The organism is Acinetobacter sp. SwsAc6 (assembly GCF_013391565.1).
Taxonomy (GTDB): domain Bacteria; phylum Pseudomonadota; class Gammaproteobacteria; order Pseudomonadales; family Moraxellaceae; genus Acinetobacter; species Acinetobacter cumulans.
On the sequence record NZ_JACAXE010000013.1, the window covers coordinates 47,514 to 73,070 of the forward strand.

Here is a 25,557-nt window from a genome sequence, read left to right on the forward strand (position 1 = left end):
AAATGCAATACGAAAATATTCATGAAGCAAAAACGCCACTTAAAAGCATGATTACTCGTAGTCATGCCTATATTCGCCTGTTGGTAGAAAAAAGTATGGCTGATGGTATTAAGTTTAAATATCACAACGGTAGACGTTTAACTCAAATTGATGATCCTGAGCGTGTTGTTTCTCAAATCTTCCCTTATTTTTTCCGTTTAGTTTTCTTGGAAATATCAACTTATTACGGTCAAACATTTGATGGTCTTAAGTTTCATTCTAAGAAACGTGCAACAGGAACATTGCAATTAGAGGTCAGTATTCTTGAAGACAAAATACCGAACCAATTAGAGTTTTTCACCTTTATTAGTTACGTTTTTAACTATGGGTTTTTAAAAAATCAATTCCATGAAGACTTAACCCTTTTAACCAAAGCAACAAAGTTTGCCAGTTAAAAGTTAGATCCATTTTAAATCTTAGATTTAGGTATATACTAAAAATAATTTTTAAATATTTAAACTTTCAATGTGGCTTTATAATCAAATAAAGCCATATTGATTTAGAAACAAGTTAGATATTTCTGAATTAAAAGTGTGGCGAAAGTATCAGTTTTATAAGTCAAACAGTCTGCAGTCTTTTAAGTAACTGTTGTAACGAAATAGTCATAACTGAGTCGCTGTACATTTGATGTGTATGCCCTTTTATTAATCCCATTGGAGATGATCGAATGCAAAAACCATTGCATGAAAATCTTGAAAACTTTCTGCCTTACTTGAAAAGTGAACTCGCTGCCAAAGGTATTTTAAGTGCGTCACTCAAAACCATCTTTTTGAACTACATTGATCAGATCACAAAAGAGAATAGATTCGTCAGCCATACCAATACGACCGATCGACAAATTGTATATATAGAACGTGGCGATGATGCATTGATGTTGCGCTTTAAATATTTTGTTGAAAATAATGAGTACTTAGAAGTTGAGTTAATCATCACGGATACTCATGTAAAGTTGGTTTATGCTGAATCACCAGAATTACACTTGCTTTATGATGATGAAACACCAATTTGCTTAGATGCTGGCCAGTTAATCAAGTGTACCAATGACTATGGAACATCACTTGCTACTTTAATTAGCGCCCTATTCCAATGTTTACTCAGTGATGATCCACAAAAAAATATCCAAGACGTACTTAATCAAACTAATCTTTTTGACAAAGTTTCAGATGAAAATGCCGAATTAAACAAGGGTTCACATGATTTCGATAACCGACAAAATCAAGCAAATATCTGGGTTTTCTGATTCAGATTCAGAAGTTGTTAAGGATAGTGTTTTATCCTTATCTACTGCTTTGTGGATCATGAATATACTCATGTCTACAAATTTTGTTATTGGTTTAACCAAGAGAGATCAGAAGCTTTTTGATAATGCCAAAGAAACACTGATTACTGAAATGAAGCGGTTAAATTACAATCTTAGCGATTATAAAGTACTCCCTGTTTCAAAAAAGAATGAACCGCTTTTGCTTCAAATTAAACTTGAACAAAAATCAGATCGGATCATAGATTTAGTCAATGCCAATTTAAAGGATTTATCCAAAGACGAGTCCATGGTTATTGAAGTTCTTTATGCAAATTTAATGAATAGTAATAGTGGTGTTTGCATCACTATAAGCGATATTCATGATAAAACAGCGCTTCAAGTCAGTGAGATTCTTACTGACATTTCAAAAGAATTAAAGGTATCTACTTTATCCGATGTTCTTGATATTTATGCACGACCAATTGAACATAATAATGCCAAGGTGAGCTTTACCCTGGTGAACCCATGGGCATTATCAACCGATAGAAAAAAGACTCTTTGCATTGCTGCACCCATATTCAATGAATACAACAGTCCATTTAAATTAATTGCACTTCTTCAAAATATCATTTATCTAATTAATCAGAAGTGTACTAAAGAGACGGACCTTCTATTCGATTCCATTAACCTACCAAAATTTCAAAATAGACTTTTTGGCCAAAGCTTTTTTTATATTAATTAGGACTAACCATGAAAAACCAAACACGCCCATTTACTGTAGTGTTGTTGGCTCCTATTGCAGAACAACCTATTCATGCTTTAGTTGCGCCATCAGGTGATTCAATTCTGTTATCACAAGATACGAAAGTCTCTACTCTCGCAAATTGTCCAGATATGATCGAATCTGAGTTCGGTACATATGATGAATTTCTTATCGAACATCGCGATCAATTTATGCTGTTTAACCAAGTCGCATCTGATTTAGATCCTGATCTAATTTTTCCTAAAGTGCATTCAGACCTACTTGAAGATAGCTTATGTATTATTCGTTCTATTTTCGCTTTTGAACGTTTCAAATTAGAAGAAGAACAAAAGAATGCTACTCGTAAAGAGCCTAAAGAAATTAATCAAGAATATTTAATGAAACGTGCGATAGACCAGGCAATGACTTTAGAGCAAGATGTTTCTGACCTTTCATCAAATGTAGAGCGCTTACAAAGCCCCATGTCTTAAACTCCATTAAATATATTTAAAATTAACTTTAAACCCTCTCTTAAAACTTATATGCTTATTAGTAATAGTTTAAGGGTGTGGTTTAAAGTATTTTTAGATGGATACAAATTTAGTTTTTTTCGATGACTTTAACGCTACTTCTAACACCTCTTCTGGTGAAAATCACCGTTCTTTAAATAACGTACTATTCTTCTTTCTCAACTATCATAAAGGTACGTTTTTAGCTGATACGATATTTTTTGATACCCACTATCAAACAATTGACAACCGTAATATTGTCGGGGTTTTGCCTGTTCTTTTTAGTATCTGCCAGATTGACCGTTCAGAAGGTCACACCGGGCAAATAGTCGATATTCAACAGGATCTAAATAACGTAGATGAAGATGATTATGAACCTGTAATTGATATAGATGATACGCAAACATTTAACTTGTTCTACCACTTCCTTAAACCATCCAATGATGCACCTGTAAAACCACACCTTAATAAACTAAAAGTATTACCAGACAACTTAATCGATTCGATTAAACACCATGAGCTTTTAAATTACATTCTTGCTCTCATTGAGAATAAGATCTGGACCGATTCTGATGTATTTAAGTATGAGTACAAAAATAGGTTTTTGTTTTGCGTTTTTATCTATTTGTCCAAGACCGTAGATCTAAGTTTTAATAGCTCTCACGCTTCTTTCACGAGCTGGCTTGAACTGCGTAACCTATCTTGGTTTGGTGCTAATGAAGTTGATACCAGTAACTTTGCAACATTAGAGCTTTATATACATGCCCTATCCTACACGCTTAAACTGGCAAACCATATTGTAAAAGCAATCATCAATAATAATGTGACGCCGTTTAAAGTTGCACCGCAAGAAGAATTGTTTTACTTTTTTGCTGAACGTACAGACGCACGTTCTCCTAATGAAGAGACTACACCGCCGTATACGCCAGCGGAAGATGATGAAACTTTTTCCACTGAACTTTCTAGTGCTCCAGTACCAGCACCGTCAAATAAGGAAACACCAAAAGTAACCGATGCTTATTTATTGGTTGGTGCGGATCTTGAGGATTCTGAGTCCACAACATCAGAAAAGAATGTGATTACTCAAGACTTCAACTACCAAGCACGTTTAAATGAATTATATGAGCTGTCAAAATTCATCAAAGATGAAATTATAGATGCTCCAATCATTTCTATTAATCAAGCGTGGAATATAGTGCAAGATAAATGGAAGTTTTATCTCGATACTTTTTCAAGTAGCTACTTCAATATGAATGATTTTGAGAAGACGGCTATTCTTAAACAATTGAAATCACTCAAAGCCAGTATTTTTATGAACTGGTTTGATATTAAGTCGGGTGCTGGCCAGCAAGTATTTATTGATCTAGTGTCATACGACACGTTTAAGATTGAGTTTCTTTCTTCTGAAGCTAAGATGATCCAAACTTACATGAAGAACCGTATTAAAAATCAGATGTATTTTGAAACTACGGCGCCACAACCAAAGTTTTTGAGAAATCTAAACAACTTATTTAATGAACGTGTCGATACGCAAAAAATTAAAGACATAGAAAACACTGAACTTTTGTTGAAGGTGAATGGCATTCTTGACGGTGTTACCAAAGATCTCATTGACAATATCAATCTGCATTTATCAAATGACATTTATCTTGTGAACTACTTTTCTAATGTAGATAAGGAACTGGAACCGCCCAAATATCACTTATTAGATATTTTGCTTCGTACTTCAGTGCTTAACCTTATCTATGTTTGTCCTACAGCATCACTCAATGCAACCAAGGATCTTCTAAATGCAATCACTGATCCTGAAATTGAGGTTTCAGCTTTTGACACATTCGACCGCAAACAATATCAAAATCAAATTGTAAAAGAACTCGCATGTTCATTCCGTCAGCGCATAGATCCATCTGAACTTTTGAAGCTAGATATTACGTAGATATAAAAAATGCCCATCATTCGGGCATTTTCTTTTTAATGGTTAGGCTTACCAAGGTCTAGGCTCTGGTGGGCGTGATGTGTATTCATTATCCATATTGTTTTCAGATTCATTGTCTTGGTCCAATTCTGGATCTGTTTGTTTGTAGCGGTTTTGGTAATCTTGCTGCTCAATTAAATCTTCTAGAGCCATTTCTTTAAAGTGACCAACAAGTAATGAACGTGTTTCTTCTTGGTATTCTGGTTCTTGCGCTAATTGACGTCCAATTTCATTCGGTAGTTTATTGTCGTAGATATATTTTAGGTTGGTTCGTTGTGTTTGTAGTGTAGGTTGTGGGTTAAACTCGTCAGTAAGGGAAACTACTTTAGCTTCACTAAAACTAGTGCCACAATTAAAAACGGCTCTGGTCGCGTCTTGAAGTATATCTTCTTCGTTCTGTATGTTTTCCATTTGGCTTAAACCCTTTATTAAAGTCAGAATCTTAAAATTAAGAGATGTATTAAGATACCCAATTATACTTCAATAAATTTTCAATTTGTACCTTTAACGCTTCTTGCTCTAATCTGTCTAAACCTATTGTTGCGATGTTCTCTAAAAACTTGTCTTTATACTCGTTGTAACTTTCTATATCGTCTTTTTTAATGGTTTTGTCTAGATTTAACGTAAGCATGAGGTTTAATACTTTTAATATTTTTAGGTTCTTCCGTTTTTTGAGAACTTCAATAGGATCTAATTCAAAAGTATTTATTTTATCTAGTTTTTCTTTATAAGTTATTGCCATTAAAGGATTTATGCTTTGGTTGAGTATGTAGGATAACTCTAAAACAGTTATATCTTTCCCCATATCTTTAGATACAGATTTCTTAATTTCCGACAGTAAAATTAAGTGAGATGTAAACTTTGCTTTATCCATAATAGTCTCTTGTATTTAAACTAAATCTTTAAAACAATTAGCAAGTCATGTTTAAACTTTCTGTATATACCAATAACAGTTTTGTGGTACATTATTGCTAATTTAAAAACCATTGTTATTTGTAATAAAATGGTTTTAATGATTCTTTGGTTAAAAGGTATTAAGCCTTTTAGTTAAACGTCTAACTTGTAATTTATAACACTTTGCTTTTAGTCGTCTTAAGTAAGCGATGTATAAGAAGCATTAAGAAAAACGGTGAGTTAGCTATGAGTTTATTTTGTCAATCGACAAATCCGAATTGTGATGGCGACCAAGCCGTTACTCTTCTCTCATCTATCTTTGGACACGACTTCATCAATGCGTTTATCAATGCGTCTGGACCAGCCTCGACAGTACCATCATCAGGTTTACTCACTAATATATTATTAGGCGGTGTAGCTAGTGTGGCAATGTCGTTGGTTTTGGTTTTTGCGATCGGTATTGGTTTAACAGCACTTTTGAAAAGCGCCCAGGACGGTGAAGCTTTCGGGAAAGATTCAAAAGTCACTACGATGTTTTCCCGAATATTATATTCGATTATTTTACTTTTACCTACGGCGTCCGGCTACTGTTTCATTCAAGTAGTCGTGCTAGGTATGGTGCTATGGTCAAATAATGTATCCAATACAATTAATAATAGAACGTTAGGCGAATCCTTAATGGCTTCGGCTAGTTTGTCAGATACGCACGATCATCAGCGTGACATCTTTGGATTTAGGAAAAATGCGCCTGTTATGCTTCGCCAGTTGCATTGTATTAACGTTCTAAACCAAGAGTTTTATACTCTACCGCCAGCATTCGGGCGCTATTTTAGTGATGGTGCTTATGGGGCGAATGCTAATCCTGGTGTTAGCATGACTGCAGTAGAGAAAAAGCAAAACTACATTGATAAAACCGCTAAAACTGCAAGTAACTGGACATCTGTTACTTATAACTTCGCTTACGCTGACAGCCGTTTAGAAGTTGGGGGCAAAAAAGAGCCGATCTGTGGCGGTGCTTCAATGAACGTTGTTAATCCAGCTGCGGTTAATGCTGAGTTAATGGACATTCCTGTTTATAAACTTCGCCAATCAGATCAAAACAAGATCAACGTTGCTTTGGCAAATGTTCAAGCTAAGTTACAACAAGAAAAGAACAATCTATATCGTCAATTCTTTATCGATTTAGAAAAGTGGTATATCGCATATCAAGTAAGCCCTAATGCCACTGAACAGGAAGGAACATTCCCGATTAGTAAAGCTGCTATGGATGCTTTCAATGCGCTAGTTGATAATTATGTGAATAAGAGTCATACCGTAACGAATAATGTTCTGACTTCTGAAAATGGCTATACTGCGGTTCAAACTGTTGTTAATACGCTAAATCAGCGCGGTTGGATGATGACGCCTGAAGCTCGTATTAAAGTAGGTCAATATCGCGCTATTGTTGAGAAGTATATTACTGAACCTTTGTGGACGTTCAGCCCTCCTACACTGAATTCAGCAATCATGAGCAACTCAAAAGGTGAAGCAATTTATAACACCGTTTATGTTGCAATGGATAATGCTGTTGGTAGCATTACATCCAACAATAATTGGGTGGCAAACGGCGATATTGCCGACTCTACCAACTTAATATCAATGTCTACCGATGGTGGTGACTCAAACAAAGTATCCAACATCGATCAAAAGTTTTCGGCATATGGTTCTGCTTGGGCAACAAACATTACTAAATCATTGGTAATGGGTGTATTGGTCGGTGAAAAAGGCGATGCGGAATTATTAAATAATAATTCGTCAAGCTCAAATATCAGCCCTACTACATTGCACCGCAATACGAATGTTATCCGTAATATTCAAGATACTGGTGAAGCAATCTTAGTCTATAAAGCTGTGGCTCAAGGTACTGTTGTCGGCATGAAATTAGTCGTGCTTACTGCTCGTTCTGGTTCTGCTCTTGTTCAATGGGTACCAGGGCTTAAGGGCGTAACTGAAGAAGGCACCAACGCTTTAGAATATGCCGTTGAAAATATCTTTGCTCCTATCCTTGGTCAGCTAGTAACGTATTTGACGATTCTTGGTGTGTGGATGGCGGTTGTTATTCCATATATGCCAATGATCTTCTTTGGTCTAGCTTGTGTAGGTTGGATCATCCATATCCTATACGCTGTGTGTGGTTTGCCTTTATGGGCGCTAATGCACATGATCCCTGAGCGTACTTTTGTCGGTAGCCAAACACAAGGTTATGTCACGGTATTAACGTTGTTCATGCGACCAATATTTATCATTGTTGGTTTCTGGATGGCTGAAATTATTATCGGGCCAGCTCTTGTTACGCTTACTGATATGTTCTTTAGCTACCAAGGTGCAATGAGCATCGCTTATTCATCTAATACGTTTACAGTTATCTTTACTGAGCTGATTACGTTTATCTGGAAGTTCTTCTTATATCTATTCTTGATGACTTCAGCGATCTACCTGATTTACGGGTTGGTATTTAGTGTTGCTGACCAAGTACAACAATGGATTGGTTCTGGATTGAATGGCGGTCAGTGGGGTGAAACAAACTCAAAAGAAGCTATTCAAAAGTTTGGTGGCGCTGCAAGTACGTTGTCTGGTCCATCTCCAGCATCTCGCCGTCCTTTACCGCCTGGTAGACGTCCTGATGGTGGTAAGGGTGGTCCAAATAATCCGAAAGGTGGTGGTGGTGGCAATGGTGGTACAGGTGGTAATACATTAGGCGGTACTGGTAGTACGACTGCATATAGCCCTGTAAACATGCCAGCTAGATCCGCTTCTTTTGGCGCTGCAACTGGTGGTACAGGTGGTATTACTCCAAGTGGTGTCACTGGTGGTACGGGTGGTAGAACTGGTCTTGGTGCTAAACCAACATCACCTACCCCAAGCCAAGGTCAATCTACATTCGGTATGGGTGCTACAAGTGTAAGTGGTACAAATAATACGCCTACTACTGGTGGTGGTCTATATGGTGCAAATGCTTACGGAAAAACAGCTTCTACGTTTAATCGTGGTGTAGCTAAAGCATCAGCATCTAAGACTGGTTCTACTTTCGGTAGTGTGAATGTTGCAAGTGGTACTGGCTATACGTATGGTACTGGTTCGACTCCTAATGCACGTTTTGGTGCTAGTTCTAGTGCAACCAAGAAATCTAATATTTCTGGCCGTAGCACTATGACTAATCGTGTGCGTTCAGGTTTAAGTTCAACTCTGTCTAAGTTTAAAGGTAAACCTTAAAATCTAGACAATAAAAAATGGTGCTTTATAAGCACCATTTTTTTTATCAAAATATTCATAATTAAAAGTTGATTTTCTGAATGTTGTTTTTGTTTGTAGAGTTAAAAATAAATCTACGAACGCCGATATTAACAAGTTGCTGTTGATCTTTCTCTAGCTGACCAACTGCATGACTGTAAGCACGGTTCAAATTGTTATATGAACGGTTTTGCACAAGTAAGTCAAAGTTGTTGATACGCTCTTCTTCTAACTCAATTTGCTTGTTATTAAGCTCGATGTCTTTTGCTTTCATTTGGGCGCAAACATTGTTGTACTTGTTCGCCAGCTCATTGTGCTTGCTTGTAACGTCATCAATGTGTGCGTTCGCTTCAGTAACCAATTCGTTGTACTGATTTGTAATACCTTTGATTCTGTTTTCTAGCATTTCAATGTGAGCTAACAAGGCATTTTCATTCTTCATGTGTACTTTGTTTTGGATTAAAAAGTCTAATCCCATTGAAGCACGGTCAATCGCTTGGTCGAAAGTAGCGCTTAAAACGTGTGCGTGATTTAACATATTTAGATACCTCACTACTTTTATTAAATTGAAATATTAAAACCATGTAACCTTATTCTTAAACCTATCAACAAGATTAACGCTATATGTATATACTATCTTAAAACAAAACCTAAAAACTTTTTTTAAAGTATAAAATAAGTATTTAATCGTATATACTTAATCCGTCCACTTAGCTATTAGGGACATTTAATAAGAAGTTAATTTATTTTAAGAACTTCCTTTAAGCCTGGCGATTCACTTATGAAATTTAAACCCTCATTTCAATTAAAGCCCTTGAGCTGTGGCATTAAAGTCGCAATTTTAGTGACTTGTTCGGCTTTTATTTATACCGCTAACGCCGATCCTATTTCTGAAAACGTAACCGCTACAAATGCTAATACGGCAAAAGTTCCTAACAACGCTCAAAAAATGATTTTCCATAAATATTCGATCATGCCGAATGATGGGCGCCGTAGTGCTGGTCGTTTTGGTGAATTTCGTTTGCGAGGGGGCGCTGCTGGTAGTCATAACGGTATTGATATTAGTCGTGCGAATCCTAATGACCTTACACTTAAAGCAATTGGTTCAGGTTCTATTGTCTCTTATGACACACGTTCATCTGGTGCAAGCAACCAATCAACCACTAACCCACTAATTATGCAGATGGATACTGGCGATCGAATCATGTATCGCCATACTGATCCATCGTATCAAAAAAAATATAACGCTTACCCTGGTCAACGTATTCAAGCTGGTCAAAACATCGCACACATGTCAAATAAAGGCTGTGGTTCATGTGCCGTGCATTTGCACATTGAATATGGTGTAAAGGCAAAACGTGGGCTAGATGTTTGGCTGAATAAAAACTTAGATCAAGTTTTTAAAAATCCATCCATTGCACTTCAGCAACGCGTTAAAGGATCTGCGCCATATGTGGGTAGTTCTGAATATAAGTTAACAGATCCTACGCCATATTTACCTCAAGACGTTGTGATTAGTGTCTCGCCACAAGGACAAGCATTAGAAAACAAATACACACCGTACTTGGGTAACACCATTAGGACTCAATGGAATGCCTTATATTCATCATCAACAGGAATCACCCTCCCCGTTTCTTCATCGGTAGATGGCATTGCAGTAAAACAAGGCAAAAAGCTTCCAGCACTTGCATTTAGTGGCGATGTTTCGATGGATGCTTATGGATCTGCACAAGTGCAAGTCGCTCAAATGATTGCTGACGGTACTATCTCACCTGAAGCAGCTGCAAGCGGTACCATTTATGCAAATGATGTTGCTCAATATGCACCGCCTAGAACTATTTTTGGTGGTACGGCTGATGATGTGGGTTTTGATATTGGTGCACTTAATTCTACGCCAGCAGAATTAATTGAAAACATTGGTACTGGACGTTATGGCAACTCTAAATGGTTTAATGAATTAGCAACTATGTCGATGATGGGGCTTTTGATTGAAAAGCTAAACATTATCAATGCACAAAACTATTTGACTAAAGAGATCCATAAACAAAATGAACGCTTAGAGGCTCTTTTGGCAGCTTATACAGCGTCAGAAACTCAACGCTATTCTGGCCGTGTAGATGAACTTTATACGAAAGCTGAACAACCAACTGTTATTCCTGAAGTAGCAGTAGTTGAAATGAAACAGCTTTTTGAGGAAGGTGGAAACGGGCAAGTTTATTCAGATGCACAAATCTTAAAAGGTGGACAAGGTACTCCAGATCGTAAATGTGGTTGGGGTATACCAGGTGCTTTTGGTGCGGTTAAAGATGGTATTAAACGTGTTTCTTTAAAACATGGTTATAACCCTAATGACGTTGCAGCTATTCTTGGTTTTGAATCTGCCGGTTTTAATCTTAAAATTGACAACAACGCTGGTGCATATGGTTTAAGTCAATGGACTAAAATTGGTATAACAGATATTAATGCTTCAGATTTAACAGCGAGAGGAATACCAGCTTCAATTAAATCAAACCCTAAGCAAATCACTACACTGAGTGCTCAACAACAAGTCGAATTATTAGATTTATATCTTGCAGTAAAAGCACGACAACGTAAAAGCGACTATAATAATAAAACAATAGCTGGGTTTTATGCTCTAGTTTTAGGTGGACCATATAAAAGCCCTAGTCGTGAATATAATGCGAACAGAAACCTCGATAGAAACCCTCGAGATGGTGTTGTGACTTTAGCTGAAGCCGTTACATTTGAAGGTATTGTTATGCGTTTATGCCCTTACTATTCTGAATACCCTTAATAGAGCAATTAAAGGAAATATTATGAAAAACAGATTTTTGTCTTTATTGGGTTTTAGCCTTTTAGCATGTGCATCTTTTAATGCTAGTGCTAATACTAGCTCAGACTCTATTCGTGCTGAACTTGAAAAACTGCGCTTAGTAAACGTTAAATGTGCTGCGGTTTCTAACGATCCATTTGATGCAAAACACCTAAATTGCTATACAAATGTTTATAACCGCGCAAGTCAGCTTGGTAGCCTTGCTTCTAAATATATTAATAATGAAGAAGCTCCGCGTGTTCTAGCTGATCACAATCGAAACTTTACTCAGTTACTTGCTAACTGCGATCAGTTATACGCTGGCCAGACTGCAAAGTACAAAACACTAAGCATGCAATGTAAAGCGACCAATAAATTAGGTTGGGCAATGTTTATTCCGGCATTAATGAAGTAATAAAGGATCAGGTTATGAAAAAGTTTTTAAGTTTAGCTTTGTTATGTGCTGCTACCATTATTACGTCATCTGCCAACGCTGGTTATAAGACCAAAGCTGAAGCTATTCAAGCTTATAACAAGGTACAAGCTGAGTATCAAAAATGCGTGTTTAATTATAATGAAGCGCGTGATTCTGAGTACGGTTCACCAGAACTTAAGTGCAATACACCATACAACCAATCATTAACACGTTTCATCAAAGACGTTCGTGCGGAAAGTCAAAAAAATGCTGCAGCTTGGCAAGCAATCAATACACAACATATTAAATTTAGCCAAAACTGTGATAGTCAAACTATGGTGAGCTCATACAATCCATCGTTTTTTATTCGTCAATCTTTTATGTGTGAATCCTCTGCTTTTACATCTTTAGCACAAGTGGCAATCGACCTTTCTTATTAATTTCAAAACATAAAAAGGGCATCTATAAGATGCCCTTTTTTGTCGTTTGGTTTTAGACTTTTTCTATAATTGTTTCGGTATCTGGTGTTTCAACTTCAAACCCAAAGTGAAGATTACCGTATTCAATTGCTTCTTCTACCCAATGCAAGCCCATGTTTTGCTCATTTCCTACTTTGCTTGAATCATAAGCCTCAAGGGGCATCACCCTCTTAATATCATTTTCGATGAAAAAATATGTATAACAGTGAGGGTGCACATATATTCCATCAAAATAAAATGGAATTAAATATCTCCCCTTTAATTCCTTAAACTGCTCAATTGTATGTTTACTTGAAGCAATTCCACCGCCTGAATCTATGACAATGCTTCTAAAAGATCCTGAAGGAATATCAACGATAGCCAGGCCATCGAACGTTTCTACACCATTTAATATCTCTTTAGTTTTGAGATAAACACCTGGTTCAAAATGGCGTTGCTTGAAATTAAAATCTTCCGTGAAACTAAAGATTGACTTTGTTTCCTTTTCAATTAGATGAAACATTTCAAGAAGTGGTGTGATTATATCTGCGACCTGTGAGCCCTTTTTCTTAACAAGCTCCATGATATACGGTTCGTGATGAAACTCTCCGCGAATATAACTAGCATTGTGACATGCCTGAAACACTCTATTTTGCAGAACTTCAACTTGATTAGGCATTTGAAATCTCCGTATTTTTTGAATTTAAGTGTTCCAATAAATCATTAATGCCATCTGTAAATAATATGTTTTTGGCTCGTGTTACGGTCACATACAACAGCCGTTTTTCATCTGCAGAAATCATTAGCTTTTTATCGAGAATTTTATAGTTAAAGCCTTTTGCGATTAGGACATTATCCCACTCTAAACCTTTACTCTTGTGTGATGTGCTAATGACCAAAGTGTTTTTTGGGTCAGTTTCATCATCAGCCATACTATTTTCTAACGCCCACTCAATCACTTGCCATGAGTATTGGTTTGTTAGATCCAGAAAGGTTTTTAATTCTGTAGTTGCCCCCTCCACTTCTCCAAACACTTGTATATGGTCCACAAGCTCTTGGTAGGAAGAAAAGTTTTGAAGCTCTTTACACGTTGGCCGTTTATTTGCTCTCAGTTGAAAAATCCCACTGAAAATATCTTTACTGCGCTTTCCATCAACCTCAAGACGTATTTTCTTTTCGCCATTAAGGTAGCCATGAAACTTAAAAAAGTATTCAAAAGCCGTAGCATTTGTTCTACAAATAATCGCGTTCAATGAAGATGGTGCATAACTTGATGTACTGAAAGTGGTAACTTTTGACGTTTTACTTGGTAAACCTTTTAACTGTCTGGTTTCACCAAAAAGTTTATTGAGAAGTAGATTAGCTATATCTGCAACTGCATTACCAAACCGAAACGACTGTTCTAAGTACAATGCTTCAAGATCTAGGTTCTGTAAAATATCTTTCGCACCCCTAAAGCCATATATGCTTTGGTATGGATCTCCAACAAAAATAACTTTTGCTTTTTGACGTTTGAGTACGTCTAGTATTAATTGGTCACTATCTTGGCTTTCATCTACCATCACGTAATCAAAATCAAGTTGTGGTTTTTGCAGTACCCACCACTTGAGATAGTAATCGTGTGTAATACCATAATCACCGTTTGGATCAACTACATCATTCCAGATCATTTTCGCAATTGAAGTGATTTTATCTTCAAGAACGTCATTGCGCTTAATTGATGTTTGTTCTTTTAAAGCTATGTAAGCATGATCATTGGTAACAGTCTGATCCACTGTCATACAAAAATAACGTAATGTATTAAGGATAATCAGCGCTAATGTTAGATCGGTGAGTTGTCGGTTTTTCCCGTTGTACTGAAATCGAATGTTTTCAAGCTTAAACTTTTGAACAATATCTTTAGGAAGTAACGTAGGTTTGTTAATCTTATTTTTCAGCCAACCAGGTATATTTCTGTAAGCTAGAGAATGGAATGTAGAACATGTGACTGAATTCAGCCCATATTCAGCGAATTTTTGATTAGCTTCATCTGCCATCTTTTTATTAAATGATAGATATAGTCCAAGCTTACCTAGTTGTTGCAAAGCACTACTACAATGGATCAATGTCGTAGTCTTACCAGTACCAGCAAAAGCAATCAATTTAAAACTGGTTTTTAGTCGTGTTGCTTTATCAATTGCTCGTTGCTGTTCACTGGTAGGTTTTTGAGTAATTTTCTTCACAACCATTGCTTAATTTCGTGCTAAAAAAGAACTTGGTTTTTTGTTTTTCATTACAAGCACATCGCTTTCAACAATTTGCATCTGGCTTGCTAAAAAGTTAACTTGTTGCTTCAGTTCGTTTATATCGCTTTTTAGTTCAACTACTTGCACTTGCATCTCAAGGTTTGAATATTTGAGCTTGTTATTCTCAGTTTCTTTCTCTTTTAGTGCTGCCTGTAATCTTTTGATTTCCTGTTGGCTCTCTATGTTAGCCACATTAATATTGCTCTTGCTTTGAATATTTTGTGCTTGAGAAGATGTACTCTCAATTGCAACAGGTGTTGGCTTTGGTTGTACTGTGCCATTATATTTGGTTGTCTCTGAGATCTTATCCCATAGTGAATATGTGCGTAATGGCGCTGGTATATTTTGATTTGGTGTTGAAAAACTGGTGCGTAAAGCATTTGCACTGTCTTTAGATACAATGTCTCCAGAACTATTAATTTCAGTAAAGCCAGCATAAGCAAGTGAAACAACTGTTGAAACTGCTATTGCACCAATTACCTTAAAATAGTTTGATTTCTTCATTAGAATGCCCCTTTCAAGCGCTTATTTTTTGCCGTTTGATTTGATGATTTTCGAGTGATTGTGTTGTTTTCTAAATTGATAGAAACACCTACATTCATGACCTGATTTTTCTGTGGGTTGTATTGAATAAAGACCAGTTCTTTTGCATATTTCTTTGCGTGTGTTAAACGTTCAGCATGAATTTCATCAAGATTAAATCTGATTTGCATTCGCGATATATACAGCTTGAATAACTGATCATTTACTTCAGCTAAATTTAAAACTAAGCCTTTTTCATCTATAGAAGCAGACTCGAAAGTTAAATCATTTAAAAACCAATTTTCGGGTTGTATTAGTAAATAAAACTTTTCAACTTCGCTTGTGATTGCATATGAAAAACAAAACTCATTCACCTGATAGGTGCTTAAGCAAATGGTTTCATTGTTATAGCCACGTTTCATGTTTCGGTCATATGAGCTCAACCACCAAACTAAATAGTGTCGTGCTTCCAACTCTTTAACGGTTATTTGTGCTATTTCTGAGGCCTTTAGCTGTAATGCTTCAAGGTTTTCTATTCGTCTAGCTCTCATAGATATTTCACCTTATTTTTCTTGAAAGCATGAGTTATCAAAAGCCATTGAGTTAGGATCTAACCCCATGTTTTTAAGAGCCAAGGCTTTACCGTCAAGTTCAGGGTTATCAGATGTGCTTAGTTGTTGCGAACTTGTTTCTGAAGATGCATTTTTCTCATTAGTACCTGAACCTAAAAAGTAACCGCCTCCAGCAAAAACAACTACTGCAGCTACAATGCCCATAGCTGGCCAAGACGTTTTAAAACTAGAGAATCTATCTGCTAAAGATAAGCTGTATTTTTCTTCATTAGAACGTATAGGGCTGTCTGTAACATCAGCCTTATATTCATTTAGAGCTTGATGCCAAACTTCCTTTATGTAGCTCTGAAGTTCATATGTACTGAAACGAACCTTGCTTTTGTTTAAGTAATAGCATGGCTCACTTATAAGAATTTCTGTGTTTTCGTCAGACTTTAAGAAAACTTGTCCTCTAAACAAATTATTCTCGACCTGATCAAATCCTTTGATCGTTAATAGTAGATCCGTGGCCTTTGCATCTATATTGAAGATGCTCACCTGGCGATTTCTATCCGTATCTCCAGAAAGGTCAGAATCTAAAAACATAGACTCATTGTTTATCTTAGAGAAATAAGGTGAAAAGTTTCCGACAATCGATTGGAAAGCTTTCAATTGAGTTTTGTTCATCTCAATTCCCTCTTATTTGAAAATATAGTCAAGAGTGGCTGTTTCTGAAGTTCCTCTACGAGCTTCAACTTTTCCAGTCTTTTTATTTACAAAGATAGCAACTGGTACACCAGCAGTTAGTGGCTGTGGCTTTTGTCCAGCGCTACGAATTGCTTCTCGCTGTTCACGATCTTCTTTTGGCATTGCAACAATATCTTCGTGATAGAAGAAGATAGATTGAAGAGCGCCTAAGTGTTTATCCAACTCAGCAAGTTCCTGTGGTGTAGGAATCACTTTAATTGAGTTAATTTCTTCATCTGTTCCATTAAAGGTTTTATTAATAGTATCTTCAGATGGTTTACGAAGAATTCCAGCTGCTAATTGTTTTCCGTTTTCACTTTGGTTTAGAACTAAAGCTGGAATCCATTTAATAGTTGCACCGCTTTTAACGTATGAGCGAGAAAGGTTGAATGTTTCGTGACAATATTTACAGCGTGGATCGTAAATGATGTAAACAGTGTTGTTATCATTCGCTTTCCCCTCTTTAAACCCTGAAAGCGTTTTTACAGCTTTAAAGACTGGATGATTGTATGCACTGGCCAAATTCCCAACGGAAGCTGTTGGTTGTCGTGCTGGTGTATTCATTTTTTTTGCAGTTAATTTAAGAGGCTCAGATATATTTTTTTTAGTAGCAGAATCCCAAGCTGTACCATGTAAGATGACTTTTTCATCGGATGTTGTAAAAAACACCGCATTTTTCCCATTAGGTGCCTCAAGAATCCAAGAAGTTAAACCTCCACTAAAGGGTTTAACTTCTTTTACTTTGCCCATTTTTTGCATCTTAGAAGTAAGGTCCTGAGATGGTGCAGCGTAAGTAGAGATTGTAATAATACTAATAGCGCAACTTGCTACTATTTTAGTGAAATTATTTAAAAGCATTTTAGAGTATTACCTTTTAAGCCATGTTTTAGCAGTATAGTTAAAATATGGTTTTAAAAAAATAGTTAAATAAAAAAGACCGGTGTTTTAATACCGGTCAATTATAACTTATAAGTTTAAGACTAAAACCCTTTTTGCTTGTTTTTTTGTATTTCATCCTGTGGTATTTCTACGCTCACCATATCAAAAACATGATCGTCACTATACTTAAAATCATCTTTATCATTGTTTTTAGAGTTATAAGATCCGTTGTTTAATTCCTTGTCCGTAAACTCTACTACTCGAATAATACTGTTCACATCTTCAGCAGCTTTTTGTCTAGCTTCAGTCATGGCAAAACTCAATAATTCGTATTCAAAACCAACAAGGCCAATGTTAAAGTCTGGCTCTTCTAATGGCTTCCCTAATTTCACCTCAATTAGATAATGCGAGATTGGACCTAAACCCTCACTAAACAAAGACGGTCTACCAATATTCTGTATGAATGCGTATGCAGTTCGATTGTATAGTTTTAACCAGCGTATATCTGTTGGTGGCATTACACCTAGTTGTCTTGCTGTTAATACAACCTCACACAAAATAGTTCTTACATATGCATGGTTTTTAAAAATCTTAGTAGCAACGGGATGTTTAATGTATTTGTGAATTCTTTTTCTAAGGAAATCAAAATTAAACCCTACAAGCTTACGATCGCCCTCAACATACTGATTTTCAATTGCAAACAATGGGTTGTTAGGTATATTTTTTGTGCAAATATCCCAATAGTAATTAATTAATGTTGTTGAATCTTTTTTGATTTTACGGAACTCTTCATCATCCATAGATTCATCGGTTGCACATGCTACTGGTAAATACAAAGCTAGCAAAATTGTATCAACATCGGATAAATACGATAATTCATCGGGTGATGTTTCTTTTGAATTATCAAGGGTTATCCAAAGATCCCCTAGTTGTTCACGTAAGACATTTAAAAACTTCTCTTCATCTATGATAGGTACTGTTTCACTTTTATCATTATATTCTTTCGTTACTCCGTTGATTGTAATGTTCACAAGGCGCTCTTTAGTTCCTGTAATTAACTCATGCCTATTTGCAAACTCATAAGTTGAATCTAGCGCTTTAAAATGACCATTGTTCGTATCATATTTTGACAAGTCTAATGGACCAAAAACCTGTAAGTGTCTTTGGTTTGGAATTTGTTCCTCTATGAACTCTTCTAGGTTCATGCTTTTGATAAAGCCCCGTGCTGGATGCTCGCTGTTGAAGCGGTCATAAGCTTTCTTTATCCAAGGTGTTGCCAGCAAAAATATTAATAAATTCCATGCTTGACTGGCTTTTGAAATTTGAAAAATAGTGACTTCGCTAAACTTATTTTGACAAAATAATGGAAGCCAATTGTTTGTTGGTTTACATAGGTGTTCTGTTGAATACACCAACTCACTTAGTAAAGGCACGTAGTTAAGCCCGATAGCTTTGAATATGCTATGTACCCACCATAGAGGAATAATTAAAATGCCTTTTGTGTATACTAAAAACCCTACAATTTGAGGTTTATAAGCAAACCATACAGCAAAAAAAGCCACTAAAACCATAACAACAGTAAATATATAAATATGATTCTCATGTACAAGCTTATCTTTTGGATCTGCCATTTTATAGCCTATTAATATGTGTATTGTTGGGTATTATATAGTTAATATTGGTTTTAATCTAATTCCCCTTAAACCTTTTAAGGATTTTAAGTCTGGTTTTAAGCTCTTGACTAAAGTGGCATTTAATACCTTTTAAAGCTTAAATCAGGTCAATCTCAACACTAAGCCAGTATTCTTGGTCAAATACTAAAAAGAATGAATAAGAAGCCCTCCCCTACTAGACATTTAAGTGGATTAACCGCCTATATAATAAATTTCTCTATAAATATTGTTGGTAGTCTTTTTATTGAATAGGGCACTCCCCTACTCAGCTAATATAGATCATTTTCAGTTGTGCATTTCACAACGTCTACTCATTTATTTAACTGTAAGTAGTAGTAAGCCCTCCCCTCTTCTTGGCAACTCCATTTTTATCAGTCTGATAATGAATAAATCAACGATTTAGAATCGAAAAACCGTTATCAGCCTGATAATGAAAAAACCACGCCAAGGGATCTAAAGCTGTTATCAGTCTGATAATGAAAAAAACCATGCCAAGGAATCTAAAGCTGTTATCAGTCTGATAATGAAAAAAACCACGCCAAGGGATCTAAAGCTGTTATCAGTCTGATAATGAAAAAAACCACGCCAAGGAATCTAAAGCTGTTATCAGTCTGATAATGAAAAAAACCACGCCAAGGGATCTAAAGCTGTTATCAGTCTGATAATGAAAAAATCCACGCCAAGGGATCTAAAGCTGTTATCAGTCTGATAATGAAAAAATCCACGATTAAAAATCGAAAGCTGTTGTCAGTCTGATAATGAAAAAATCCACGATTAAAAATCTAAAGCTGTTATCAGTCTGATAATGTAAAAAACCACGCCAAGGGATCTAAAGCTGTTATCAGTCTGATAATGAAAAAATCCACGCCAAGGAATCTAAAGCTGTTATCAGTCTGATAATGAAAAACACATAAGATATGGACACATGTTAGGCATATAGATTGAAAAAGTTGAAATATATTAAAAATAAAGTGAAAAAGTATTTTAAATATTTTTCAAATATTGTATTGTTTGACTTTACTTGAAAGGTGATTGAAAAATGGAAAAGAACTCAGGAAAAACTTATATTTGTACAAGCATCCACTTTAAAGGTGGTGTGGGCAAAACAACATCTACGGTGAATTGTGCTGCTAAGCTTGGAAAATTAGGTTATACGGTTTTAGTAATCGACTTAGATAGCCAACGTAATGCAACAAAACATATTTCAAATGTTCCAGATATTAACGATATAGATGGCACTCTAAAAGATATTTTTGAAAACTATAAAACAATTAACATTCACGATGTTATACAAGGTCCAGATAAAACCAACTTTGAAAATGTGTCTTTGATTGCTTGTGCTAATAACATTCGTGATGTTGAAATCAATATTCAGCGTTCTAGTCCAGTTCCTAATGAAATTATTAGAAGTGTATTAAGAAAGATAAAAGGGGATTTCGACTTTATTTTGTTAGATTGTCCACCGCGAATGGAAACTCTAACTTTTAATGCTTTGTTAGCATCAAACAGTTTATTAATTCCATTACAGGGTGAATACAGTATTCAGGGTTTGGAAGATATACTTAACTCTATGGATGACTTAGAGACAAGCAATCCAGATTTAAAAATTCTATCGCCAGTACTAAACTTTTATAACAAGCGTAATACAGTGGATCTTACCTTGGCTGAAGATATTCGCAATGAATATGCTCAACCAAAATTGCAAGAAAAACTGGTAAATAAGGAATTAATCTGTATTCCAAATGCTACGGTTTTTAGTCAAGCATCATATGTTAAGTGTTCCGTATTTGATCTGGATGCTGGAAAAGAAACACCAGCAAAACAAGCAATTAATCAACTTGTAGATCTAATGGTTTCTGAATACAAAAAATTATAAGGTGCTGATATGAACTTTAAAGATAAAGTAAAAAGCATGAAAAAAACATCTGTTGCTAATGCAACAGGGAGTGATGCTCAAGTTACTGATGTAAAAGAAAATACAGCGACTCCAACCATAGAAGAGGGGAGTCTTAACCCACTAGCTAAGCGAGAAACAAAAAATATTGTTAGCGGATCTCATTTAGAATCAATCGACATTGATTTAATTGATCCATCACCTTATCAACCACGTATCATGAATAAACGTGTATATGAGAAGTTGCCAATTTTGGCTGCTGATATAGAAACTAATGGACAAATTAACCCGATTACAGTTCGACAGAAGGGTAATCGTTACGAGTTAATTGCTGGTGAGAGACGTTTTAGAGCAATTAAAGAGATTTTAAAGCTCAAGAGAATTACTGCTTTAGTTAAAACATCTATGAATGATGATAAAGCTGCTATAACAGCTTTATTGGATAATACTGCTAGACAAAATCTTTCAGATTTTGAAAGCATATTAAAAATCAAGCAATTATGTGAAGAGTTTGGTTATCCTTTTGAAAGTTATGAATTTGTTACTGAAAAATTTGCGATTGATAAGTCGAAGTATTTCCGTCTCAAATATATTCTAGACTTACCTGAGTTCATTTTGGACTCTTTGAACGAAGATCCTGAGCTAATTTCTGGATATATTGCTCAAGAAGTGAATACCGCAATAAATAAAGCTTTAGAAACTAAAACTGAAAAAGCAATTTTCGACTTGTTAAGACCAGAATGGGATAAATACGTTGAAGAATTTAAATCCACGGGCAAGCGTCATAAAGGATTTATAGCTATTTTGAGTGAAGAAGAAAAAGCAAATAAGGCGACTAAGCCTGAAAAAACTGAAGAAGCTACTACTGAAGAACAACCGAGTAAGATTAAATTCGATTTTAAGACAGATAAGGGCGTTAAATTTGGTTCTATGAGTTCTGAATGTGGTACCAAAGGTAAGAGTGTACTTAAGTTGCGAGTAGCCTTGGATGCAGATATTACAGAAGAGAAAGCTAGAAAAATTGAAGAGTTTTTTAAGAGCTTGAATGATTGAAGTTTCAAAACTTTGAATGAAAAAAACCGGCATTGCCGGTTTTTTTTATAATAGATCTGGATTAAAAGTCTGGTTCAGCCAATCCGAACTACTTGGATTGGTTACTGGTTTTGATTCAGATACGTTTTGACTTGGTTTAGCATTGTTAATTTCGGACGTTTCGGTATTTTGAGATGTTTCAACGGTAGGGGAGTGGTCCTGAATGTTTTTATGTTCAGTATGTTTAGCTTCCTTTATCTTAACTGCTTTTTGAACAGGAACCTCCTTGCTCTTGATAGAATTAGTTACGGGCTTTTTAGGTGATTGTTCAATTTGCTCCTTACTACTTTCTGGTATTTGTATGGATATATGATCAAGATACTTTTTTTCAAGATATTCAATATCGTACACATAGTAAGCAGTATTAAACTTGGTGTATGTTTCAACACAAGTACTTAAGCCAAACCTTAATAGGAAAGAATTGACAGAATATAGGCTTGCCATATCCTCATTAACTTCATACAACTTATAAAGGTATGAAAGCTCAATTAGAACCGCTATACCAGCATGTAAAACAGCAGTTATGTAATTTCTACGAAGCTTTCCTTGAGGATGTTTTTTAATTGAATTAAATAGTTTTTGATTTGCATTTTTATCTATTTTCATTCGTACAGGCTGTGCAAACGTCTCGTCTATTTCATTTTGCACTGGCGCATTTAGAAAAATCTTCTGCTTGTCAGTACAAAAGATAAATCCTAAATACAGCAGACTTAAACTAAAAGCGTTTAAGTCTAGACCTGGTAGATTTCTATTAACATTACTAATCACATCAAGATCTTCTCTTGTTAAGTGAATTAATTGATAGGATAGTTGTATGTAGTTTGAATCTGTCATTTGATTTCTGCGTACATTTTATACATGTATTTAGCTAACTTATATAAACCTTTAGCATTGGCGTACTCTGGTGATTCAGCGATTCTTACGTTCGGTAAGTCGTACTTTTCTTTAATCTCTTTTTCAAGAAAAGCTGCACCGCCTCCACAAAATAATACTAATGCTAAATCATCGCCTCCACCGATCTGTTTAGAGATAAAGTTATTTAATTCGATCATGAATTCGTTTTTAGCTTGCTGAATTAAACCTGTAATATCTTTGGCTTGAGATCCTATACCATAAGTTCCAGATTTTAGTGCGAAATCTAGCCAGTTAGCGTTAACTGTTTTATAGCCAGATTCAAGAATTAAGCTAGTGATTCGTTCATAGATGGTAAGAATACCAAGGTTACGTGATGTAGAACGATGGCCATCAAGCATGTTTCCTCCATCTAATGTGACTACAATATCAGTGGTTTTACCGCCAATATCGATTACAGCACATTCAGAACTTATTAAAAGATCACTATCTTCTGAACCGTTTCCGTGTACATCAATAATCTCATTAAAATAAGCTGTTTGAGCTTCACATTTAACAATATGTCTTTTAATGATATTAAGCGGTTTACCAGCTTTATGATCTTTTAAGTTGAAGCAAACATCACCATTGAGTAGAAAATTAGTTTTCATATCAATAAGTGGCATGTTTTTGGTTTTTTCAGGTGTGTAATAGCGACTAACAGGAAGTGAAGTAGCGATTGCAAACGCTCTACCATCATATGTTCCGATATGGTCAATATAGGCCTTAATTGCCTGGTGTATTAGTGCCTTGTTATATTCAGATGTCGGGTATTCGTCTGTTCTGGTATCCAGAGGAACACTACTATTGATCTTCTTACCAACTGTATAAAAGTTTTCATTAACTTTAACCACATAATAGTCAGTAGAATCCTCTTCGCCAGTGAGGACTTTTCCTGAATAAGCAATACTAGGAATAGTCAGTTTGATTTCATTTCCATCTTGATCTAGACCAGCATAAAGCTTTGTACCGCCATGTCCATCATCAATACCTAGAACAATATAACGTTCTTCAATCGCTGGTTTTTCATTTTGAGTATTTTTCATAAGTTTACCTTTCAATTTTTCAAGATTTACAACGAGTAACGTCTTCTACCGCGTCTAGTGTATTTATTGCCCCCAAAAACTAAGCGTCTAAGAGCAGAGGGGATATAGCTGTATTTGTATTTAAATACTTTTTCAATAACCAATGTTGCTACTATCAAGCCGATGAAAAGCATAAGTTTGAACAAGGAAAACTTAATAACAACAGCTAGAAAAGGTATAAACAAATATCCGTTTAAACCGCCCCATAGGATTAGATTTAATCTAAATTGCGACCAGTGTGCATATTGATCATCCATATTCGCCTCTTAATAAATCAGTTTGTAATAGTAGTCTTCATGCAAACGACCAGCTTTGAGTAGATCGTCAGCTTGTTTCCTGAAACTCTTACTGATGTTTGGATCTGAACCATCAGAATTAATCATTAACTCTCGAATAAACTTCTGTTGAGCATGAATATCATCAATTAAAAGCAATTCTTCTTTCAGTTGAGGTGATAAAATTAAGTGTTCCCTTACAGCAAATACCTTGCCGTTCACATCTTTAACAAGACGTTGAGCAATCAATGTATAAACTGAACCAATAATGTCAGCTGCAGCCTGAAGATGTTCTTCATGCTTAAAGCGCTTCAACATACGTGGAATAATTTTGTCTACGGTGGTTGCGTGAACCGTTGCAAAAACAGGGTGGCCAGTTAAAGAAAGTTCTAGAGCTGCAGAAATTGTTTCTTTATCTCGCAATTCACCGATTTCAACTGCAGCAGGACGTCTACGCATCGCCTCTCTATTTGCATCCGCAAAAGTCTCGAAGTTATTGGGGATTTCGCTTTGACTAACAATACTGTGTGTGCTTTCAATTGCGTCATACTCGTATTCGATAGGCTCGTTGTGAGTCAAAATATTTCCACGAATATGAGTATTATTTTCCAACACATAGCGAATATTTGAAGCTAGTGTTGTACTTTTACCAGAACCAGTGATTCCGCCAATGATGTAGCAACCATTGTGAGGTAGCGATCTTTTAATGAAATCTTCATCTAAACCCACTTTTGAAAAGTGAGGGGGAATGCCAGAAATTGTACGTAACGTTATCTGAAAAGAATCTCCAGATCCACGATACGAAGTTCGAGATACGTTCACACGAAAGTTATAACGAGTTTCCTTACCTGAAGCGTCTTTCTGCAGAATACGATATGCCTTATTAATAAACTTATTATTAATAAGGACTAAGTAGGCATTTTCATCAGCAATCGTTCTTAGGATGTGTAGAGCTTCATCACGATTGATAATACGGTGTGTTAACGAATATAACTCCAAGTCTTTCATCATTGTGATGGGGCGATCTGGACTAATGAAAATATCTGAAGCACCATGAGCTAATGCTTCATATAGAAGACTTTCAAATTCATCGCGACTTTTAAACCCTTGTTTCGGATCTTTGTATGTCGTTATGGCTGTTAATGTAGCCAAACCAAAACCACGGCTAGAATCGTAGTCTTTGCGAATGTCTTTGGTAGCTGTCAGAATCTTATTTTCAGATCCTTTAATCTTGTTAACATCAAATAATGCAGATTTTGCTTTTAATGTCGAAACCTTCATTTGCATTTAAAACTTCCAATTGAGTTAG

The 25,557-nt window shown here is 35.8% G+C and carries 24 protein-coding genes; 11 read left to right on the forward strand and 13 right to left on the reverse strand.

Annotation, left to right across the window (positions count from 1 at the left end; genetic code table 11):
• Window positions 1–2 precede the first annotated feature (2 nt).
• The 5 genes from HYG93_RS10290 to HYG93_RS10310 all read left to right on the forward strand — a co-directional run bounded on the left by HYG93_RS10290 (window position 3) and on the right by HYG93_RS10310 (window position 4,466).
• Window positions 3–434 (forward strand): hypothetical protein, encoded by a 432-nt coding sequence (locus tag HYG93_RS10290; protein ID WP_005005806.1) that lies wholly within the window; start codon window positions 3–5, stop codon window positions 432–434.
• A 272-nt stretch (window positions 435–706) separates the two neighbouring features.
• Complete coding sequence (locus HYG93_RS10295; RefSeq protein WP_005028673.1) at window positions 707–1,279, forward strand: hypothetical protein; 573 nt, start codon at window positions 707–709, stop codon at window positions 1,277–1,279.
• Window positions 1,233–2,021, forward strand: a complete 789-nt coding sequence (locus HYG93_RS10300) for a hypothetical protein (protein ID WP_005028672.1) — start codon at window positions 1,233–1,235, stop codon at window positions 2,019–2,021. The genes HYG93_RS10295 and HYG93_RS10300 overlap by 47 nt, the downstream gene beginning before the upstream one ends.
• Window positions 2,022–2,029: 8 nt before the next feature.
• Window positions 2,030–2,512: a hypothetical protein gene (locus HYG93_RS10305; protein WP_005028671.1), complete on the forward strand. Its 483-nt coding sequence runs from the start codon at window positions 2,030–2,032 to the stop codon at window positions 2,510–2,512.
• A 97-nt stretch (window positions 2,513–2,609) separates the two neighbouring features.
• Window positions 2,610–4,466, forward strand: a complete 1,857-nt coding sequence (locus tag HYG93_RS10310) for a hypothetical protein (RefSeq protein WP_005028670.1) — start codon at window positions 2,610–2,612, stop codon at window positions 4,464–4,466.
• Between the two features lie 48 nt (window positions 4,467–4,514).
• On the opposite strand, the gene HYG93_RS10315 is transcribed toward HYG93_RS10310, so the two are convergent.
• A complete protein-coding gene (locus HYG93_RS10315; protein WP_005028669.1) occupies window positions 4,515–4,916 on the reverse strand; it encodes a hypothetical protein in 402 nt (133 codons plus the stop codon).
• A gap of 49 nt (window positions 4,917–4,965) precedes the next feature.
• Complete coding sequence (locus tag HYG93_RS10320; protein WP_005028668.1) at window positions 4,966–5,379, reverse strand: hypothetical protein; 414 nt, start codon at window positions 5,377–5,379, stop codon at window positions 4,966–4,968.
• Window positions 5,380–5,645: 266 nt separating this feature from the next.
• Here HYG93_RS10320 and HYG93_RS10325 point away from each other — a divergent pair, with 266 nt between their 5' ends.
• Complete coding sequence (locus HYG93_RS10325; protein WP_005028667.1) at window positions 5,646–8,651, forward strand: DotA/TraY family protein; 3,006 nt, start codon at window positions 5,646–5,648, stop codon at window positions 8,649–8,651.
• A 61-nt stretch (window positions 8,652–8,712) separates the two neighbouring features.
• Here HYG93_RS10325 and HYG93_RS10330 read toward each other — a convergent pair whose 3' ends face one another.
• Window positions 8,713–9,207 carry a hypothetical protein gene (locus HYG93_RS10330; RefSeq protein WP_005028665.1) on the reverse strand — a complete coding sequence of 165 codons (495 nt, stop codon included), beginning with the start codon at window positions 9,205–9,207 and terminating at the stop codon, window positions 8,713–8,715.
• Window positions 9,208–9,450: 243 nt separating this feature from the next.
• Between HYG93_RS10330 and HYG93_RS10335 the strand changes: the two genes are divergently transcribed.
• From HYG93_RS10335 to HYG93_RS10345, 3 genes are read left to right on the forward strand one after another with little or no spacing between them, the layout of a single operon-like run.
• Complete coding sequence (locus HYG93_RS10335) at window positions 9,451–11,463, forward strand: peptidoglycan DD-metalloendopeptidase family protein (protein WP_005028664.1); 2,013 nt, start codon at window positions 9,451–9,453, stop codon at window positions 11,461–11,463.
• A 22-nt stretch (window positions 11,464–11,485) separates the two neighbouring features.
• A complete protein-coding gene (locus tag HYG93_RS10340; RefSeq protein ID WP_005005820.1) occupies window positions 11,486–11,896 on the forward strand; it encodes a hypothetical protein in 411 nt (136 codons plus the stop codon).
• Window positions 11,897–11,910: 14 nt separating this feature from the next.
• Window positions 11,911–12,336 (forward strand): hypothetical protein, encoded by a 426-nt coding sequence (locus tag HYG93_RS10345; protein WP_005028662.1) that lies wholly within the window; start codon window positions 11,911–11,913, stop codon window positions 12,334–12,336.
• Window positions 12,337–12,388: 52 nt separating this feature from the next.
• Here the strand turns inward: HYG93_RS10345 and HYG93_RS10350 are convergent, their stop codons facing one another.
• From HYG93_RS10350 to HYG93_RS19415, 7 genes are all read right to left on the reverse strand, one after another.
• Window positions 12,389–13,033, reverse strand: coding sequence for a hypothetical protein (locus HYG93_RS10350; protein ID WP_005028658.1), 645 nt, complete (start codon window positions 13,031–13,033; stop codon window positions 12,389–12,391).
• Window positions 13,026–14,582: a UvrD-helicase domain-containing protein gene (locus HYG93_RS10355; RefSeq protein WP_005028656.1), complete on the reverse strand. Its 1,557-nt coding sequence runs from the start codon at window positions 14,580–14,582 to the stop codon at window positions 13,026–13,028. The genes HYG93_RS10350 and HYG93_RS10355 overlap by 8 nt, the downstream gene beginning before the upstream one ends.
• Before the next feature lie 3 nt (window positions 14,583–14,585).
• On the reverse strand, window positions 14,586–15,143 hold the full coding sequence (locus HYG93_RS10360; RefSeq protein WP_005028652.1) for a hypothetical protein: 558 nt from the start codon (window positions 15,141–15,143) through the stop codon (window positions 14,586–14,588).
• Window positions 15,143–15,712 (reverse strand): hypothetical protein, encoded by a 570-nt coding sequence (locus tag HYG93_RS10365; RefSeq protein WP_005028650.1) that lies wholly within the window; start codon window positions 15,710–15,712, stop codon window positions 15,143–15,145. Before HYG93_RS10365 ends, HYG93_RS10360 begins: the two co-directional genes overlap by 1 nt.
• A 12-nt stretch (window positions 15,713–15,724) precedes the next feature.
• On the reverse strand, window positions 15,725–16,399 hold the full coding sequence (locus tag HYG93_RS10370) for a hypothetical protein (protein ID WP_005028648.1): 675 nt from the start codon (window positions 16,397–16,399) through the stop codon (window positions 15,725–15,727).
• A 12-nt stretch (window positions 16,400–16,411) separates the two neighbouring features.
• Entirely contained in the window at window positions 16,412–17,317 is a 906-nt protein-coding gene (locus HYG93_RS10375; RefSeq protein ID WP_005028646.1) for a hypothetical protein, read from the reverse strand.
• 122 nt (window positions 17,318–17,439) lie between these two features.
• On the reverse strand, window positions 17,440–18,969 hold the full coding sequence (locus HYG93_RS19415) for a hypothetical protein (RefSeq protein ID WP_256733432.1): 1,530 nt from the start codon (window positions 18,967–18,969) through the stop codon (window positions 17,440–17,442).
• Window positions 18,970–20,050: 1,081 nt separating this feature from the next.
• On the opposite strand from HYG93_RS19415, the gene HYG93_RS10390 reads away from it, so the two are divergent.
• Together HYG93_RS10390 and HYG93_RS10395 are read left to right on the forward strand one after the other, a co-directional pair.
• Window positions 20,051–20,887, forward strand: coding sequence for a ParA family protein (locus tag HYG93_RS10390; RefSeq protein WP_005028640.1), 837 nt, complete (start codon window positions 20,051–20,053; stop codon window positions 20,885–20,887).
• A 9-nt stretch (window positions 20,888–20,896) separates the two neighbouring features.
• Window positions 20,897–21,958 carry a ParB/RepB/Spo0J family partition protein gene (locus HYG93_RS10395; RefSeq protein ID WP_024160785.1) on the forward strand — a complete coding sequence of 354 codons (1,062 nt, stop codon included), beginning with the start codon at window positions 20,897–20,899 and terminating at the stop codon, window positions 21,956–21,958.
• A 45-nt stretch (window positions 21,959–22,003) separates the two neighbouring features.
• On the opposite strand, the gene HYG93_RS10400 is transcribed toward HYG93_RS10395, so the two are convergent.
• The 3 genes from HYG93_RS10400 to HYG93_RS10410 form a co-directional block, all read right to left on the reverse strand.
• Window positions 22,004–22,831, reverse strand: a complete 828-nt coding sequence (locus HYG93_RS10400; RefSeq protein ID WP_024160786.1) for a hypothetical protein — start codon at window positions 22,829–22,831, stop codon at window positions 22,004–22,006.
• Window positions 22,828–23,934 (reverse strand): ParM/StbA family protein, encoded by a 1,107-nt coding sequence (locus HYG93_RS10405; protein ID WP_024160787.1) that lies wholly within the window; start codon window positions 23,932–23,934, stop codon window positions 22,828–22,830. The genes HYG93_RS10400 and HYG93_RS10405 overlap by 4 nt, the downstream gene beginning before the upstream one ends.
• A 305-nt stretch (window positions 23,935–24,239) precedes the next feature.
• A complete protein-coding gene (locus HYG93_RS10410; protein ID WP_024160788.1) occupies window positions 24,240–25,535 on the reverse strand; it encodes an ATPase, T2SS/T4P/T4SS family in 1,296 nt (431 codons plus the stop codon).
• Between the last annotated feature and the right edge of the window lie 22 nt (window positions 25,536–25,557).

Bases quoted from the DNA above. Each gene is read 5' to 3' on its own strand.
- HYG93_RS10290 (WP_005005806.1), top strand. From the start codon at position 3: ATGCAATACGAAAATATTCATGAAGCAAAAACGCCACTTAAAAGCATG.
- HYG93_RS10295 (WP_005028673.1), top strand. From the start codon at position 707: ATGCAAAAACCATTGCATGAAAATCTTGAAAACTTTCTGCCTTACTTG.
- HYG93_RS10300 (WP_005028672.1), top strand. From the start codon at position 1,233: ATGATTTCGATAACCGACAAAATCAAGCAAATATCTGGGTTTTCTGAT.
- HYG93_RS10305 (WP_005028671.1), top strand. From the start codon at position 2,030: ATGAAAAACCAAACACGCCCATTTACTGTAGTGTTGTTGGCTCCTATT.
- HYG93_RS10310 (WP_005028670.1), top strand. From the start codon at position 2,610: ATGGATACAAATTTAGTTTTTTTCGATGACTTTAACGCTACTTCTAAC.
- HYG93_RS10315 (WP_005028669.1), bottom strand. From the start codon at position 4,916: ATGGAAAACATACAGAACGAAGAAGATATACTTCAAGACGCGACCAGA.
- HYG93_RS10320 (WP_005028668.1), bottom strand. From the start codon at position 5,379: ATGGATAAAGCAAAGTTTACATCTCACTTAATTTTACTGTCGGAAATT.
- HYG93_RS10325 (WP_005028667.1), top strand. From the start codon at position 5,646: ATGAGTTTATTTTGTCAATCGACAAATCCGAATTGTGATGGCGACCAA.
- HYG93_RS10330 (WP_005028665.1), bottom strand. From the start codon at position 9,207: ATGTTAAATCACGCACACGTTTTAAGCGCTACTTTCGACCAAGCGATT.
- HYG93_RS10335 (WP_005028664.1), top strand. From the start codon at position 9,451: ATGAAATTTAAACCCTCATTTCAATTAAAGCCCTTGAGCTGTGGCATT.
- HYG93_RS10340 (WP_005005820.1), top strand. From the start codon at position 11,486: ATGAAAAACAGATTTTTGTCTTTATTGGGTTTTAGCCTTTTAGCATGT.
- HYG93_RS10345 (WP_005028662.1), top strand. From the start codon at position 11,911: ATGAAAAAGTTTTTAAGTTTAGCTTTGTTATGTGCTGCTACCATTATT.
- HYG93_RS10350 (WP_005028658.1), bottom strand. From the start codon at position 13,033: ATGCCTAATCAAGTTGAAGTTCTGCAAAATAGAGTGTTTCAGGCATGT.
- HYG93_RS10355 (WP_005028656.1), bottom strand. From the start codon at position 14,582: ATGGTTGTGAAGAAAATTACTCAAAAACCTACCAGTGAACAGCAACGA.
- HYG93_RS10360 (WP_005028652.1), bottom strand. From the start codon at position 15,143: ATGAAGAAATCAAACTATTTTAAGGTAATTGGTGCAATAGCAGTTTCA.
- HYG93_RS10365 (WP_005028650.1), bottom strand. From the start codon at position 15,712: ATGAGAGCTAGACGAATAGAAAACCTTGAAGCATTACAGCTAAAGGCC.
- HYG93_RS10370 (WP_005028648.1), bottom strand. From the start codon at position 16,399: ATGAACAAAACTCAATTGAAAGCTTTCCAATCGATTGTCGGAAACTTT.
- HYG93_RS10375 (WP_005028646.1), bottom strand. From the start codon at position 17,317: ATGCTTTTAAATAATTTCACTAAAATAGTAGCAAGTTGCGCTATTAGT.
- HYG93_RS19415 (WP_256733432.1), bottom strand. From the start codon at position 18,969: ATGGCAGATCCAAAAGATAAGCTTGTACATGAGAATCATATTTATATA.
- HYG93_RS10390 (WP_005028640.1), top strand. From the start codon at position 20,051: ATGGAAAAGAACTCAGGAAAAACTTATATTTGTACAAGCATCCACTTT.
- HYG93_RS10395 (WP_024160785.1), top strand. From the start codon at position 20,897: ATGAACTTTAAAGATAAAGTAAAAAGCATGAAAAAAACATCTGTTGCT.
- HYG93_RS10400 (WP_024160786.1), bottom strand. From the start codon at position 22,831: ATGACAGATTCAAACTACATACAACTATCCTATCAATTAATTCACTTA.
- HYG93_RS10405 (WP_024160787.1), bottom strand. From the start codon at position 23,934: ATGAAAAATACTCAAAATGAAAAACCAGCGATTGAAGAACGTTATATT.
- HYG93_RS10410 (WP_024160788.1), bottom strand. From the start codon at position 25,535: ATGCAAATGAAGGTTTCGACATTAAAAGCAAAATCTGCATTATTTGAT.